At 51.6% G+C, this 15,194-nt stretch carries 12 protein-coding genes; 7 read left to right on the plus strand and 5 right to left on the minus strand.

What is annotated here, in order from left to right; all coding sequences use genetic code 11:
- Window positions 1-77: 77 nt before the first annotated feature.
- On the minus strand, window positions 78-2,093 hold the full coding sequence (locus AAY72_RS03345; RefSeq protein ID WP_057785578.1) for a spermidine synthase: 2,016 nt from the start codon (window positions 2,091-2,093) through the stop codon (window positions 78-80).
- Between the two features lie 314 nt (window positions 2,094-2,407).
- Between AAY72_RS03345 and AAY72_RS03350 the strand changes: the two genes are divergently transcribed.
- The 3 genes from AAY72_RS03350 (at window position 2,408) to AAY72_RS03360 (ending at window position 6,155) form a co-directional block, all read left to right on the plus strand.
- Entirely contained in the window at window positions 2,408-3,838 is a 1,431-nt protein-coding gene (locus AAY72_RS03350) for a YfcC family protein (protein ID WP_057785579.1), read from the plus strand.
- A 129-nt stretch (window positions 3,839-3,967) separates the two neighbouring features.
- The gene (gene aceK, locus AAY72_RS03355) at window positions 3,968-5,698 is read left to right on the plus strand and encodes a bifunctional isocitrate dehydrogenase kinase/phosphatase (protein ID WP_057785580.1); all 1,731 of its coding nucleotides are present in this window, start codon (window positions 3,968-3,970) and stop codon (window positions 5,696-5,698) included.
- 4 nt (window positions 5,699-5,702) lie between these two features.
- Entirely contained in the window at window positions 5,703-6,155 is a 453-nt protein-coding gene (locus tag AAY72_RS03360; protein ID WP_008985836.1) for a YaiI/YqxD family protein, read from the plus strand.
- Between the two features lie 13 nt (window positions 6,156-6,168).
- On the opposite strand, the gene AAY72_RS03365 is transcribed toward AAY72_RS03360, so the two are convergent.
- Window positions 6,169-7,053, minus strand: a complete 885-nt coding sequence (locus AAY72_RS03365; RefSeq protein WP_057785581.1) for a pseudouridine synthase — start codon at window positions 7,051-7,053, stop codon at window positions 6,169-6,171.
- Between the two features lie 106 nt (window positions 7,054-7,159).
- Between AAY72_RS03365 and AAY72_RS03370 the strand changes: the two genes are divergently transcribed.
- A complete protein-coding gene (locus AAY72_RS03370) occupies window positions 7,160-7,846 on the plus strand; it encodes a tRNA-uridine aminocarboxypropyltransferase (protein WP_057785582.1) in 687 nt (228 codons plus the stop codon).
- Between the two features lie 63 nt (window positions 7,847-7,909).
- Here the strand turns inward: AAY72_RS03370 and AAY72_RS03375 are convergent, their stop codons facing one another.
- Window positions 7,910-9,502, minus strand: a complete 1,593-nt coding sequence (locus AAY72_RS03375) for an isocitrate lyase (protein ID WP_057785583.1) — start codon at window positions 9,500-9,502, stop codon at window positions 7,910-7,912.
- A 194-nt stretch (window positions 9,503-9,696) separates the two neighbouring features.
- On the opposite strand from AAY72_RS03375, the gene AAY72_RS03380 reads away from it, so the two are divergent.
- A complete protein-coding gene (locus AAY72_RS03380) occupies window positions 9,697-10,635 on the plus strand; it encodes a LysR family transcriptional regulator (protein ID WP_008608671.1) in 939 nt (312 codons plus the stop codon).
- Window positions 10,636-10,715: 80 nt separating this feature from the next.
- Here AAY72_RS03380 and aceB read toward each other — a convergent pair whose 3' ends face one another.
- Complete coding sequence (gene aceB / locus AAY72_RS03385) at window positions 10,716-12,320, minus strand: malate synthase A (protein WP_057785584.1); 1,605 nt, start codon at window positions 12,318-12,320, stop codon at window positions 10,716-10,718.
- Window positions 12,321-12,522: 202 nt separating this feature from the next.
- Between aceB and AAY72_RS03390 the strand changes: the two genes are divergently transcribed.
- Together AAY72_RS03390 and AAY72_RS03395 are read left to right on the plus strand one after the other, a co-directional pair.
- Window positions 12,523-13,182: a DUF2726 domain-containing protein gene (locus AAY72_RS03390; RefSeq protein WP_231728885.1), complete on the plus strand. Its 660-nt coding sequence runs from the start codon at window positions 12,523-12,525 to the stop codon at window positions 13,180-13,182.
- A gap of 157 nt (window positions 13,183-13,339) precedes the next feature.
- Window positions 13,340-13,534: a hypothetical protein gene (locus AAY72_RS03395; RefSeq protein ID WP_008985827.1), complete on the plus strand. Its 195-nt coding sequence runs from the start codon at window positions 13,340-13,342 to the stop codon at window positions 13,532-13,534.
- Window positions 13,535-13,586: 52 nt separating this feature from the next.
- Here the strand turns inward: AAY72_RS03395 and AAY72_RS03400 are convergent, their stop codons facing one another.
- Window positions 13,587-15,143: a PAS domain-containing methyl-accepting chemotaxis protein gene (locus AAY72_RS03400; RefSeq protein ID WP_057785586.1), complete on the minus strand. Its 1,557-nt coding sequence runs from the start codon at window positions 15,141-15,143 to the stop codon at window positions 13,587-13,589.
- Between the last annotated feature and the right edge of the window lie 51 nt (window positions 15,144-15,194).

Raw genomic sequence — 15,194 nt, forward strand, 5'->3', positions numbered from 1 at the left:
CACTAAACCGGTCGCCCTGCTGCCTTTAGCGCAGGGCGACTAGCTCCGCTCTCTTCATTCAACAGCGACTTCAACAGCTACTTTAACACCTGAAACAGATTACTGTGTTGATCGGTCCAGCGCACCTCGGGTCGTAAGGGTCTTGGCCAGGGCCGACTGGCTTGCCGGATGCTGTCTTGCTGTAAAAAACGCTGATTGCGACTTAGCAGTACCCACTCGGTCGCCGCCGGATTATCGGCATCGGCTGGCGTCGGGATAAAGACCGCTTCCAGTCCCAAGGCCGCAGCCTGATTACGTAACACACTACTGAGATCCAGATAGTTATTCGAAATATGCACGGCCAGCACGCCATCAGGCAACAAATGCTGCCAATACAATGCCAGCGCCTCTGTCGTTAACAGATGCTGCGGAATAGCATCACTGCTAAAGGCATCTAACACCAGCAAATCAAATTGCTGACTGCCCTGCTCTGCCAGTTGCTGCTGTAGCAGCTGTCTGGCATCGCCCAGCTGCAAGCGAATTTCCGCCTCGCTCTGCGCCAGATAACTAAAATGCTGCTGGGCCGCCTCGATCACCGCCGGATTAATTTCATAAAACTGTAATAGGTCGCCGCTGCGACCATAGGCCGCCAAAGCGCCGGCGCCCAGGCCAACCAACCCCAGATGACGCTGGCTCAGCTGGCTGCTGCGTGCCGGATCAGCCGGTAAAAAGTGTGCTATTGCCAATGCGACCCCAGTACCAGGCCGATAGTAGCTCAGCGGTTGCATGGCTTTACTCTCGTCCAGATACTGCGCACCGTGGCTGGTGGTGCCATCTATCAGTTGGCGCTGCCGTTGCCCGTTTAACTCGACATCGCGCACAATCAGGCTACCGTAAAAATTCCGGCTGCTGCTGATATCCTGGCGCCCCAGTTGCTGTTCAATCAGCAAAAAACTGCCAATAAAGATCCCACCTGCCAATAACGCCGTTGCCGTCTGCCACACCGCCTGCCGGCGCCAATTATGCAGCGTCACCAGCCAGAGGATCGCCAATAGCACCAGCGGAAACTCCCAGTAACGACTAAACAGCAACGGCGCCAGTAGATTAACCAACAGGCCGCCCAATACCCCGCCGGCAGCCAACAACAGATAGAATGCCGTTAACTGCTCGCGGGACGGCTTGCTGCGTGCCAGCTCGCCATGACAGAGCATACAACCACTAAACAGCAACATCAGATACAGCAACAGCTGTGACAGCCAGTCAAACTGCCGTCCCAGATAAAACAGCAGTAGTGCAACAACTAAGCAGATGGCAAATAAATACAACCAGATAGCGCGCTGATACCAGCTATCGCGGTTAAACACCAGAGTAAAACTGAGTAAGTAAAGTGCCAGCGGTACTACCCAGAGAAAGGGCACCGGCGGCACATTTTGCGTTAATTGCTGGGTTACTGCCAACAACAGCACCACCCCGGCGGCAGATAACGCCAGATAACGAGCGCTATGGCCGCGCCGCAACGTCAGTGGTGCCGAGGGCGGCAGCTTGCTCTGCGCCAGTGACTGCCACAGCAGCACCAGGATACAGCCGCTAAACAGGATAAAACCGCCAGTCCAGTAAGCTTGCTGCTGCGGTAGCGCCAGATAGGGCTCGACTAGAAACGGATAACTGAGTAGGGCTGCAAAAGAACCCAGGTTTGACAACGCATAAAGCCGGTACGGGCTCTGCTGCGGGTAACGGGCGGCAAACCAGTGCTGCACCAAAGGCGCGGTGGCGCTTAACAGCAGATAGGGTAAGCCGATCGCCAGTGCAAGATAGCTTAGAATACCCGACAAGGGTGCAGCTTGCGGATCGGGTTTCGCATCCAGCAGTAACAAACTGGCTACCGCCAACAGCAGTAAACCGCTATGCCACAAACGCTGCTGCGTCAGGTTAGCATAGCGGCTTAGCAGGTGCGCATACAAATAGCCGCCAAGCAGCGCCGTTTGGAAAAACAATAATGCGGCGGTCCAGATCTGAGCGCCTCCACCAAAGTACGGCAATAGCAGGCGCGCCAGCATAGGTTGTACCAAAAACACCAGACTGGCGCTGAGCAGCACGGTCAGAGCAAATAACAAGAGGTCTACTCCGCTTAAAAGGCGTCAGCCTACCCAAAGTACTCTCTGCCGGCAAGGGGTATCCGCCGCGCTGTATGCTGCTTACGGTAAATAACGCAGCGCTGTATTGAAGTTTGCGGCGTGAATTTTGCTCGTCTCGGCGCAGCAACCTTGTCTGATTTGTCGAACCGCGCATCATAGGTTAGACTTGCAGCGCGCTGGCCGGTAGCAGTGGCGGTATCGCTAAACTGTTAAACCCTGACGCTGGGCTTTCAACCCAACATTACTATAACAATACTCTCTATCGCGCCCCGGCGCGCTGCTAAGGTTTATTTATGGGAAAGTTTAAAGTTCCGCACACTCTCACGCTACTGTTTAGCATGATGGTGATTGCGATGATCGCCACCTGGATTGTTCCACAAGGTTTTTTCGCTACTGAGACGATGGCTAATGGCCGGGCTGTGGTTGTGCCGGGTACTTTTAGTCTGGTTGAAGAACGCAGTTATCTGACGCCCTGGCAATTATTAACCGCCATTCCACGGGCTTTTGCCTCCGCCCAGGATGTAATTTTCTTTGTGATGATTTTAGGCGGCGTGTTGGCAGTGGCCCGCGCAACCGGCACCGTGGATGCACTGATTGGCCGCTTACTGGAGCGTTTTGGTTCCCGCCCACAGATGCTGATCTTTATGGTGGTGTTCTGTTTTGCGATGGCGTCCAGCTTTATTGGTACCGCTGGTGAGTATATACCTTTTGTGTTAATTCTGGTGGCGCTGTGTAAAGCCATGCGGCTGGATGCGATGACGGCAGTCGGTATGACGGTGGCAGGTTATGGTATCGGCTACGGTATCTCAGCAGTAAATCCTTTTACGCTAGTCATAGCCCAACAAATTGCCGATGTGCCAATCTTATCCGGTTGGGAACTCCGGGCGGTAATCTTCTTGCCTTTTGTATTAATTGGCTTTCACCATGTCTGGAGTTATGCCAAAAAAGTCGCACAAGACCCAACCCAATCCATGGTTCGGGATTTACCCTGCCCACTCGGTGATAAACAGGCTGTTGCTTATCCCCAACTTACTTGGCGTCATCGCCTGATTTTAGGTAGTTTTGTTTTAACTATCGGTATCGTGGCGGTGAATATCCGCATGAATGGCTGGTATCTGTATGAGCTGGGTGCCGCCTTTATTGCATGGGGTTTATTTGTCGTGTTAGTTGGCAATATCTCAACAGATACTGCAGCGAAGAAATTTATTGAGGGCGCTATGGAGTTAACGACAACGGCCATTTTGATTGGGGTCGCCCGTGGTATTTCATTAATTCTGGAAGATGGTCAAGTACTGCATACATTGGTTCACGGCATGTCACAGCCACTGTCTTATGTTAGCTCCGAAGTTGCCGCTGTCGGTATGTTTCTAATGCAAACCTGTATTAACTTCTTTATCCCGTCTGGTAGTGGTCAGGCTTATGTGACTATGCCATTGATGGTACCACTGAGTGATTTATTAGAGATCCCGCGTCAGGTGGCAGTGTTGGCCTATCAGTTCGGTGATGGTTTCTCGAATATGATTATCCCGACCAATGCTATTTTAATGGGGATTATCGGTATTGCCGGTATCCCTTATGGCCACTGGTTCCGTTTTTGCTGGCCACTAATGCTGAAACTGATTCTGGCGTCTTCGGTGGTATTGGTTTTGGCAGTGATGTTTGGTTATGGCAACGATGTGCAACCCAGCGATCTGCCTATGCAATCCAGCGTACAGTCCCGCTAAGCCGGTGCCAGGTTCAACAATTACAGGAAATGGGCTCAGTACGAGCCCTTTTTTGTAACAACCGTTTGCCAGTAGCCGCGCTTTATCAGTAAAGTAACACAAGGATTTTGATGCAGCCAAGCAGGACATATGCAGCAAGCACGGCAAATTGCCGAGATTATTTTAAAAGGCTTTCGCAAACACTTTCGTCTGTTTCAGCAGGTCACGGCCCGTGCCCGGCAGCGCTTTGAGCAAGCCGACTGGCAGGCCTATCAGCAGGATAGCTCAGAGCGGATCCAGTTTTATGATTTGCGGGTTAATGAAACCATCAGCCTGCTACGCCAGCAATTACCCGCCGAATGTTTAAGCGAACCGCTGTGGCAGCGGGTTAAGCAACACTATCTGGAATATTTACTATTCCACCCGCAGGCTGAACTGGCAGAAACCTTTTATAACTCGGTATTTTGCCGGTTATTTGCCCGCAAGTACTTTCATAACCAGAATATCTTTGTCGAATCGACTTTGGATAAGCAACATCTGCCGGCACCTATTGCCTCGGTGTACCAAAGTTATTTCCCGGCACAGGATGGTTTAAAGCAATCGATCCGCAATATTATTGCCGCCTTTGGTTTTAATACGCCCTTTATCGATCTGGAACATGATATCCGCTGTGTGCTACGCAGCTTTATCAGTCAGTCCAGTCATGGCGCTTTTCCGGTGCATCTGCTGCGGTTAGATATTCTGCACACCCCGTTTTTTCGCAATAAAGCCGCCTATCTGGTTGGCCGGGTGGTGACGCCACAAGGCCAGCAACCTTTTATCATTCCGTTGCTGCATGCCGAGGGTAAAGGTCTGTATCTGGATACGCTGCTTACTGATCCGGAGCAAATGAGTATTATCTTCGGCTTCTCGCGCGCCTACTTTATGGTGCAATGCCCGGTCCCCTCGGCACTGGTGCATTTTTTACGCGAATTGCTGCCGCATAAAACCCTGGCCGAGCTGTATGCCGCCATAGGCCTGCATAAACAGGGTAAAACCGAATTTTATCGCGAATTGTTGACCCATCTTGAGCGCTCGCGGGATCGCTTTGTTGCTGCACCGGGGGTCCGGGGCATGGTAATGATGGTATTTACCCTGCCCTCTTTTCCTTATGTGTTTAAAGTGATTCGCGATACCTTTAGCGAAACCAAACAATTTGACCGTGCCACGGTAAAAGCCCGCTATCAACTGGTAAAACAGCATGACCGGGTCGGCCGGATGGCCGATACGCTGGAATATTCCGATGTTGCCTTGCCGAAGGCGCGCTTTACGCCCGAGTTATTGCAGGAGCTACAGGACAGTATTGCCGGTTCACTGCAAATTGAGGACGAGCTGGTGGTAATTAAACATCTGTATATTGAACGGCGGATGACACCACTCAATCTCTATCTGGAACAGGCCTCAACTGCCGATAAAGCCAGCATTATGGATGACTACGGCACCGCCATTAAAGAAATGATTGCTGCCAATATTTTCCCCGGCGATATGCTATTGAAAAACTTTGGTGTCACCCGGCATAAACGGGTGGTGTTCTATGATTATGACGAGGTGCAATATCTGCTGGATGTGAATTTCCGCAGCCTGCCCAAGGTCGATAGCTTTGAAGCAGCACTGGAGGCGGAAGCCAATTGCTGGGCCGCACCCGGTGATGTGTTTCCGGAGCAGATGGCGACCTTTGTCACACCGGGCGCCGAGATCCGCGATATGTTATTTAGTAAACATCCGGAGCTGTTGGATGCCGGCTACTGGCGACAAAAGCAGTACCGGATCCGCCAGGGCCAGGTGGAAGATATTTTCCCTTATCCGCAAGCCATGCGCTTTTGTCACCTTTATCCGGAATAACCTTATGCCTTTTACTATCTGGGTCGATGCCGATGCCTGCCCGGCCGTCATTAAAGAGATCCTGTACCGCGCTGCAGAGCGCAAGCAACTGCCGCTGGTGCTGGTGGCAAATCAGCCACTGCGTACCCCACCCTCGCCCTTTATCAGCAGCCTGACGGTCAGCAAGGGTTTTGATGAAGCCGATAATGAGATTGTGCGCCGTTGTCACCAGGGCGATCTGGTGATTACCGGTGATATCCCGCTGGCGGCTGAGGTGCTGGCCAAGGGCGCGGAAGCGATTAATCCGCGCGGAGAGCGCTATGATCGCGATACCATCCGCCAGAAACTGACGATGCGGGACTTTATGGAGACGCTACGCGCCAGTGGTGTGCAAAGTGGCGGCCCGGCCGCTTTTAGCCAGGCCGATCGTCAGGCCTTTGCTAATCAGTTAGACCGGCTATTACAACAGTTACGCTAGAACAACTGCCAGGCTAAAATAACCTCTGCTGCGACACAAAATGCCGTTCTAGCTTACTTAGCGGATCGATAAAACTCAGCTGCTGCGCGAGTAGCTGCAGGGGGCGGCTAAAATCGCTGGTATTTTTCGGTAACAACTCAGGATAGTAAGCATCATTTAAGATCGGCATGCCCAGACTCAGCATATGCAGCCTGAGTTGATGGGTTTTGCCCGTCAGCGGCTGTAGCTGAAACTGGCCGATATCCCCATCAACGCCGACCAGCTCGATAATAGAGTGCGCATTGGCCTCACCCGGTACGATCTGATTAATAAATCGCGGCTGGGCTTTTTCAATCCGGTTACTCAACTGCCAGCTTAGCGGCGGCTGCAGGTTGGCGCTTAAGCGGGCCCGGGCCTGATAGCGCTTTGCCAGCTGCCCTTGCTGAAATAACTGGTAATAATATGGCCGGCTTTGGCTATTACAGCTAAACAACACTAAGCCGGCGGTATCGCGATCCAGCCGGTGTAGCGGCGCTAAATCGCTGATGCCGGTATCCTCTTTCAGCCGCTGCAACAGGCATTCGTTAACAAAGTCTCCGCCCGGCGTAACCGGTAAAAAATGCGGTTTATCGGCGACCAGCAGGTGCGCGTCCTGATACAGGATCTGATGCAAAAACGGAATTTTCGGCTCTGCCGCGACTTCGCGAAAATAACAGAGCCGGCGACTGGGCAAAAACGGCGTCAGCTCAGTGATCGCCTCACCCTGATACCAATAGACCTTGCCGTCGCGGATCCGCTGCTGCCAATTCTCAGCCGGAATGCGCGGAAAATGGGCACACAAAAATGCCAGTACCGTCGGCCAGCCCTGATTATGCGCCGGCAAGGTAATTTCAGAAGGCTGTTTGGCAGTAATTAACATCACGACGTCTGGTTTAAGCCAACAAAGCAGCAAAAAAGTGGCGGCAGCTTAGCATAAAAGCCGCTAGAATACGCGCCCAAACAGCCAACGCCCGGAACCCCTGCCAATGCATCGCAATGCTATTCTGGCGCTACGACAGCGCGAATTGCAAAAAGCCACCCGCGTTTTTAATGCCAGGGGTAGCAAGGTGCGCCGCTGCGAGCACTGCTTGCTACCCCAAGCTGACTGTATCTGTGCAGCCACGCCAGCGCCGCAGGCAAAATCTGCGTTTTGCTTTATTATGTATACCGGCGAATGCTATAAGCCAAGTAATACCGGGCGCCTGATCTGCGATATTGCTGCTGATAGCCATGCCTTTGTCTGGGATCGCACCCGGCCGGATCCGGCGTTACTGGCGCTGCTGGCCGACCCACGCTATGCGCCCATCGTGGTTTTTCCGACCCAATATGCCGAAGCAGAACGTTGCCTGGCCGATGCAGCTGCGCTACAGCAGGCCAGTGCCGGGCGCACGCCGCTGTTTGTGATGCTGGATGGCACCTGGCGCGAAGCGAAGAAAATGTTTAAAAGCCCTTATCTGGCTAAACTGCCGGTGCTGGGGATCCAGCCGACGCAACAAAGTGATTATCTGCTGCGCGAAGCGGCACACTTGCATCAACTTTGTACCGCGGAAGTGGCGATTGAAGTGCTGCGGCTGGCGGCCGATCAACCGGCTGCAGAGCAGTTAGCGGAGTACTTTCAGGTATTTCGCAATGCTTATTTAAAAGGTAAGCCGCATTTACAGCTGCCCGATTAAGTCAGGCAAAAAAGGGCAGCCGAAGCTGCCCAACTGTCAGTTACCTGACCACGTTGCTAAAACTTAGAACTGGTTCATAGTGTTATGCGCACCACCGGCTTTTAGCGCCGCTTCACCGGAGAAGTACTCTTTGTGATCATCACCGATATCAGAACCCGACATATTCTGATGCTTAACACAGGCAATGCCCTGCCGGATTTCCTTACGCTGTACGCCAGCCACGTAACCCAACATACCGGCAGCGCCAAAGTATTCCTTCGCCAGATTGTCAGTCGACAGAGCCGCGGTATGATAAGTCGGCAGGGTGATCAGGTGGTGGAAAATCCCCGCCTCACGCGCCGCATCAGCCTGGAAGGTCTGAATCCGCTTATCGGCTTCCAGCGCCAGCTCAGTACTATCGTACTCGGCGCTCATTAAGGCGGCACGATCGTAAGCAGACACATCTTTGCCCGCCGCTTTCCAGGCATCAAATACTTGCTGGCGGAAATTCAGTGTCCAGTTAAAGGATGGGCTGTTGTTATAAACCAGCTTGGCACCCGGCACCACTTCCCGAATGCGATCAACCATCTCTTTGATCTGACCGATATGTGGCTTCTCGGTCTCGATCCACAGTAAGTCAGCACCGTTTTGTAATGAGGTAATACAATCCAATACCACCCGATCGACACCACTGCCCGGTTTGAACTGGAACAAACCACTGGCTAAACGCTTAGGCTTTAACAGCTTACCATTGGCTTTTACTACCACGTCACCATTGGCAATATCATCGGCACTGCTAATGTAATCGCCATCCAGGAAGCTGTTATATTTATCGCCTAAATCGCCCGGCGCTTTGGTTACCGCGATTTGCTTGGTTAAACCCGCACCTAAAGAGTCAGTACGGGCAACAATAACGCCATCATCGACGCCCAGCTCCAGGAAGGCGTAACGCACGGCATTAATTTTCGCCAGGAAATCAGCATGCGGTACCGTGACCTTGCCATCCTGGTGACCGCACTGCTTCTCATCCGATACCTGGTTTTCAATCTGAATCGCACAGGCACCGGCTTCAATCATTTTCTTCGCCAGTAAGTAGGTGGCTTCTTCATTACCAAAGCCAGCATCAATATCGGCAATAATCGGCACCACGTGGGTTTCAAAGTTATCAATCTTGCTCTGTACCGCTGCAGCTTTGGCGCTGTCTCCGGCAGCACGGGCTGCATCCAGTTCGCGGAACAGACCGCCCAGCTCGCGGGCATCAGCTTGTTTTAAAAAGGTGTATAACTCAGCGATTAATGCCGGCACTGAGGTTTTCTCGTGCATGGATTGATCCGGCAGTGGGCCAAACTCAGAGCGCAGTGCGGCAATCATCCAACCAGACAGATACAGGTATTTACGCTTGGTGGTACCAAAGTGCTTTTTAATCGCAATCAGCTTTTGCTGGCCGATAAAGCCATGCCAGCAACCTAATGACTGCGTGTACTGGCTGCTGTCCGCGTCATAAGCGGCCATATCGGCGCGCATCACCTTAGCGGTATATTTCGCAATATCTAAACCGGTATTAAAACGGTTTTGTAAACGCATCCGTGCCGCATACTCAGGACTGATAGCATTCCAGCCCTGGTTGCTGCCAACAACTTGCTCTAATGCGGCGATCTGATCGTGATAAGCTGTCATGGTAGTTTCCTCTTGGTTTTAACTGTAACCGCTGTGGTGTGCTTTCAATATAGTTAACAAAACAAAGATTCATAAAGCTGATTTTCATGATGCTCATCATTTTTTTAATGAATGACAAAAGCGGCTATTGGGTTCGCTTTGCAGCAATGCTATGATTCAGCGCAATAATGTACTGACAGCTGAGCATTTCAGATATGAATATCAATAAAATGGACCTCAACCTGCTGGTTTACCTAGATGTGCTGCTGCGGGAGAAGAATGTGACCCGGGCCGCCAACCAGCTGAATATCACCCAGCCGGCGATGAGTAATGGCTTAAAACGACTGCGGGATTTACTCAATGATCCGATCCTGGTGCGCACCTCTGAGGGGATGGTGCCCACCGAGCGGGCACGCGAATTAGCCCCTGTGGTACGTGGTGTTTTGCTAACCCTGGAAGAAACCTTACAACCGAACAAAGATTTTGAGCCGTCACAAAGCCGGCGCGTGTTCCGGATCATGGCCAGCGATTATGCGGCCTCGACGCTGATCCCAGCGCTGTTAAAAAAATTGCGGGTACAGGCGCCCTATACCAGCCTGGATATTATGACCCCGTCCGATGTGACCTTTCATGATGTGGAAAATGGCAAGGTCGATATGGCGATTAACCGCTTTGATCAATTACCGCAGTCGTTTCATCAGAAAACGGTCTGGCGCGATAGTTTTTCCTGCCTGCTAAACCGGCAAAACCCGGTGCTCTCGCACTTTAATCTGGATAGCTATCTGAAAGCGCAACATATCTGGGTCAGTAAAACCGGCTTTGGTGTCGGTGTCGGTATGGATCCGAAAGACGTGCAAAAGCTCGGCTGGGTAGACGAAGCCCTGGCCAAACTGGGCAAACAACGCAATATCACCGTCTTTACCCGTAACTACCATGTGGCGATGCATCTGGCGGTAGGTATTGACCTGATTGCGACGCTGCCCAGCCGCGCCGCCCGTTTATACGAAAAAGATCCGACGATGGCGATTATGGATCCACCTTTTGCCATTCCGTCAATTGAACTGAAAATGATCTGGAGCCCTCTGCTGCATCAGGATGCCAGCCATATCTGGTTTCGCCGCCTGATCACCGAAACGGCAGATGAACTGAACTGACCTGAACTGGATTAGACATAAAATCGAAAAAGGCGCCACAGGGGCGCCTTGCACATCAGGTTTTTTCAGGTCTTGTTACATCAATCCAGCAGTTGATAAGCTGGCAGGGTCAGGAAGTCCACCAGTTCATCTGCTGTGGTAATGTCCAGCAATAAGGCTTTGGCGCGCTCAAAATTCTGGCTATGCCAGACCTCGGCGCCGACCTCGGCGAACACTACTTCGGCTTCTTGCTCCAGTAAGGTAGCAAAAAATGCTTTGGTGACCAGCTGACCATTATTCAGCTGCTTACCATGTTTGATCCACTGCCAGATCGAGGTTCTGGAAATCTCCGCCGTGGCCGCATCCTCCATCAAACCATAGATCGGCACACAACCCTTGCCGCTGATCCAGGCGGCAAGATATTGCAGCGCCACCCGGATATTGGTGCGCATCCCCTGTTCGGTGCGTTCACCATCACAAGGCGCCAGCAGATCGGCGGCGGTGACCGGCGCATCCTGCTCGCGCAGCACATGCAGTTGATTGGTTTTGCCGCCAGTTAACACCTGGTCAAAAACTGCATTGGCGGTAGCAGCCAGCCCCGGATGGGCTACCCAGGTACCGTCATGGCCATTACTGGCTTCCAGCGTTTTATCGGCTGTCACCCGCTCTAAAATCGCAGCATTAGCCGCCGGATCCTTAGCCGGAATAAAGGCTGCCATACCGCCCATCGCCAGCGCACCGCGCTTATGACAGGTTTTGATCAGCAGTCGCGAGTAAGCACTTAAAAACGGCTTATTCATGGTCACGACCTGCCGATCTGGTAATACCCGATCCGGATGGTTATTTAAGGTCTTGATATAGCTAAAAATGTAATCCCAACGCCCACAGTTCAGTGCGGCGATATGGTCTTTCATCATATACAGGATCTCGTCCATCTCGAATACGGCTGGCAAGGTTTCGATCAGGATAGTGGCGCGGATGGTACCAGTCGCCACAGCGAACTTACGCTCGGTAAAGTGGAAGATATCATCCCACCATTTCGCTTCCAGATGGCTTTGTAATTTCGGCAGGTAATAGTACACGCCAGTACCTTTCGCCAGGCGGGTCTGATAGTTATGGTAAAAATACAGCGCAAAATCCAAAATGCTGCCCGGAATTTGCTCACCATCCAGCTCAATATGCTTTTCCCATAAGTGCAAACCGCGGACCCGGGCAATTAACAACGCCGGGTCGTCTTTTAACGCATAGTGTTTACCGCTTTGTGGATCGGTATAGCTGATAGTGCCAAGGTTAGCATCGCGCAGGTTGATTTGGCCCTCAATCACACCATCCCAGCTTGGCGTTTGCGAGTCTTCAAAGTCCGCCATAAAGACTTTTACATCGGCATTCAGGGCGTTGATGATCATCTTGCGATCGACCGGACCGGTAATTTCCACCCGGCGATCCAGCAAATCGGCTGGTAGAGGCGCAACCTGCCAGTCGCCGTCGCGGATGGCTTGGGTTTCAGGCAGAAAATCAGGTAAGGCGCCGGCATCAAATTGCGCCTGCCGCTCTGCCCGCGCCGCTAACAGGGCTTTTAACTGGGGCCGGAATAGCTGTACCAGCTCGCTGACAAATTGACAGGCCGGTTCAGTCAGGATTTGCTGATAGGCATCGCTGATCGGCGCTTTAATGGTTAAACCGCCACGGGTAATCGCTGTTGTCATGTTGCTGCCTCTGTACTGTTTCAGATGAAGTTACTATAAGCCGGATTTCTTCATAAAAGCCATTAATGGCGACTATGACAAGCATTCTTACAGAAAATATCAAAATAGCGGAAGCAACCATAATTGTGGCACAGCTTATGCTTAGAAATTACTACCTTAGTGGTCTTGTCAATTTTTCGTCGGAGGATGCATGGAATTTGTCATGCTGTTATTAGTTTTGCTGGTGGTGCTGGTTGCCCTGGTCGCCAGCCGTTTTATTGACAATAGCAACCCCTTTCAGGTTGCACCCAAAGCGGCCTTATTTAGCCCGGTTGAACGTTCATTTTTAAGCTTACTAGAGAAAGCTGTAGCATCCGATTACAAAATTATTAACCGGGTCAAACTGGCTGATGTGTTAGATGTGCGGGATAGCGCAACAGAGAAAGCCAGACGCAGTACCCTGCTCAAGCTGAATGCCAAATATCTGGACTTTTTGCTTTGTGAGCCTGAAACGATGAAAGCCATAGCCGTAATCGATTTAGTCAATGCCAAACACCGCGAAGGGCATAAAGCTGTGCCGGACTGGTTCGTCAGTGGTGCCCTGGAGACAGCCGGCATTCCTTATCTGCGAATTGCGATTAAAGCCGGCTATACTGTGACGGATTTACAAGCAGCGCTGGCGGCTAAGTTAGGTAAGCCAGCACCAAAAGCCGAACCGATGTTAAAAGGCTTAGTGAAAAAAGGCCCGACCCGGCCGATTCGTTCGCTAAAGCCACAACTAAGCAAAACAACAATGCCAGCGCCGGTTAACCGTTCGCCAACTCCGGCCTTGTCTCACTCCCAAATCAGAGCGCAATCGACCGCACTGATCCAGGCTTCTTAACGCACAGGAGAAATGAGTCACTCCGCGCTAAGATCGAATGCCGCCTGCTGCAACAGGCGGCATTCACCCTTTCCTGAAAGCTTAAATAGTGTTTTTTCGCTAAAGTTCTTGTCGCTGAGGCCGATAAGCTGATGACGTGTTGCTAACAGGAGGAAAAATGAGTCAATCCGTTGGCGCTCTGGCGTCTGCCCAGGCTTTCGAAGTGTTGGGCGCTGTTATGGCTAAGAAACAACAGAATCAGCAAGCACAAATGACCAACATGTTGGTACAAAGTGCTATGCAAACTGTAGAGCAAACCTCAGCGGCACAGCCGGTGGGGAATATTGGCCAGAACATTAATATCACGGTGTAATCACCGGCTGGTGTCGGCAGCAATAGCTCAGGTTATTGCTGCCGCCCTTTTGTTATTGCCGTTTAAATCTTACGACTAACTCATGCAGCTCATGTGCAATACGTTGCATTTGTTGGGTAGTTGCGGCCGATGCATCGGCTTGATGCAAACTTTGCGTCGATAAATCCGCAATATTGACCACCTGCTGATTTACACTTTCAGCAACATGGGCTTGCTGCTCTACCGCCGTCGCCATCTGTAACGCCATTTGCGTAATAGCTTCCACCGCTTCCGATATACCGTTTAACATCTCGGCAGTTTGCCGCACTTGTTGCAAACCGCTTTCGGCGCCCTCTGTCCCCGCCGCCGCCACTTTAACCGCATGCTGTGCCCGACTTCCCAGCTCGTGGATAATCGTATGAATTTCTTTAGTAGAACCTTGAGTGCGTTGAGCTAAGTTACGCACTTCATCCGCTACTACGGCAAAGCCGCGGCCTTGCTCTCCTGCGCGTGCCGCTTCAATAGCGGCATTTAGTGCCAACAAATTGGTTTGCTCGGCAATTTGTTCAATCATCTGCGCTACCGTGGCTATTTTCTGTGTTTGCTCAAACACCTCTGTTACCGAATTCGCGATCTCGGCAACCGTTTGCTGTAAAGCCTCGATCGCTTTTCGGGTAGTACGGGCTGAATCCCGCCCCAGTACGGCCAGTTCGTTAGCGTGCTCCGCCCGGCCCGCCGTTTCCTGCACATGGCCTGAGACTTCATTAATAGTGGTGGTCATCTGATGCATCGCTGCGGCGGTTTGATCTGTTTCTTGCTGCTGCAGATGAATTTTTTGTCGACTGGCATTCGCTTGCTGCTGCCCCAGCTCTGCTTGCTGAGAAACGGCTTTAGCTGCATCTTCAATCCGTGTTAGAACTGCGCCAAGATGCGCTTCCGAACTCATAATACTGACTTTCAACGCCCCGAGATCCAGCTCATCATCAGTAAAGGTTAATACCGCCAATTCATGTTTAAAGGCATTCTTCAATAAAACTTCTAAACTATGCAGCGTACTTTTGCGGCTAAAGTGGGCAACCACGATATGGCCGATTAATAGTAGTAACAACAAGGCACAAAGACCGCTCGGGGGCAGCAGCCAGTAACCCAGCACCAGTGCCAGCACAGTAAGCATTAAAAAGGCTTTTTCAGCATTAAAGTGCCAATGACGGCTGGTATATTTGCCAGCGTTAATGGCCTTGTAAAGCTTATCGGCCCGTTCCACATTTTGCCGGCTGGGGCAGGAACGAACCGATTCATAACCAATTACCTTGCCATGTTCAGTTACCGGCGTGACATAGGCGTCCACCCAGTAATAATCGCCATTTTTACTGCGATTTTTTACCAACCCCATCCACGGACGCCCCGCCTTCAAGTGCTCCCACATAATCTTATATGCCAGCGGCGGCATATCCGGGTGCCGCACGATATTATGGGGTTGACCGATCAGCTCATCACGGGTGAAGCCACTGATCTTCACAAAATCATCATTGCAATGCTGAATAATGCCGCGTAAATCGGTGGTAGAGATTAATTTAACGTCGGGGCTAAAGGTGCGTTCTTGCTGGGTAACGGGTTGGTTAATACGCATAGGCTTCCTGCTTGCTACTTAGTCTTATTTCAGCTTAGCAAGCAGGTGATA

It is taken from the genome of Alishewanella sp. WH16-1 (genome assembly GCF_001441695.1).
Taxonomy (GTDB): Bacteria; Pseudomonadota; Gammaproteobacteria; order Enterobacterales; family Alteromonadaceae; genus Alishewanella; species Alishewanella agri.

What these genes read in the sequence shown, in the direction of transcription:
- AAY72_RS03395 (WP_008985827.1), top strand. Translation starts at nt 13,340, where the DNA reads ATGAGTCAATCCGTTGGCGCTCTGGCGTCTGCCCAGGCTTTCGAAGTG.
- aceK (WP_057785580.1), top strand. Translation starts at nt 3,968, where the DNA reads ATGCAGCAAGCACGGCAAATTGCCGAGATTATTTTAAAAGGCTTTCGC.
- AAY72_RS03370 (WP_057785582.1), top strand. Translation starts at nt 7,160, where the DNA reads ATGCATCGCAATGCTATTCTGGCGCTACGACAGCGCGAATTGCAAAAA.
- AAY72_RS03365 (WP_057785581.1), bottom strand. Translation starts at nt 7,053, where the DNA reads ATGTTAATTACTGCCAAACAGCCTTCTGAAATTACCTTGCCGGCGCAT.
- AAY72_RS03390 (WP_231728885.1), top strand. Translation starts at nt 12,523, where the DNA reads ATGCTGTTATTAGTTTTGCTGGTGGTGCTGGTTGCCCTGGTCGCCAGC.
- aceB (WP_057785584.1), bottom strand. Translation starts at nt 12,320, where the DNA reads ATGACAACAGCGATTACCCGTGGCGGTTTAACCATTAAAGCGCCGATC.
- AAY72_RS03360 (WP_008985836.1), top strand. Translation starts at nt 5,703, where the DNA reads ATGCCTTTTACTATCTGGGTCGATGCCGATGCCTGCCCGGCCGTCATT.
- AAY72_RS03350 (WP_057785579.1), top strand. Translation starts at nt 2,408, where the DNA reads ATGGGAAAGTTTAAAGTTCCGCACACTCTCACGCTACTGTTTAGCATG.
- AAY72_RS03380 (WP_008608671.1), top strand. Translation starts at nt 9,697, where the DNA reads ATGAATATCAATAAAATGGACCTCAACCTGCTGGTTTACCTAGATGTG.
- AAY72_RS03375 (WP_057785583.1), bottom strand. Translation starts at nt 9,502, where the DNA reads ATGACAGCTTATCACGATCAGATCGCCGCATTAGAGCAAGTTGTTGGC.
- AAY72_RS03400 (WP_057785586.1), bottom strand. Translation starts at nt 15,143, where the DNA reads ATGCGTATTAACCAACCCGTTACCCAGCAAGAACGCACCTTTAGCCCC.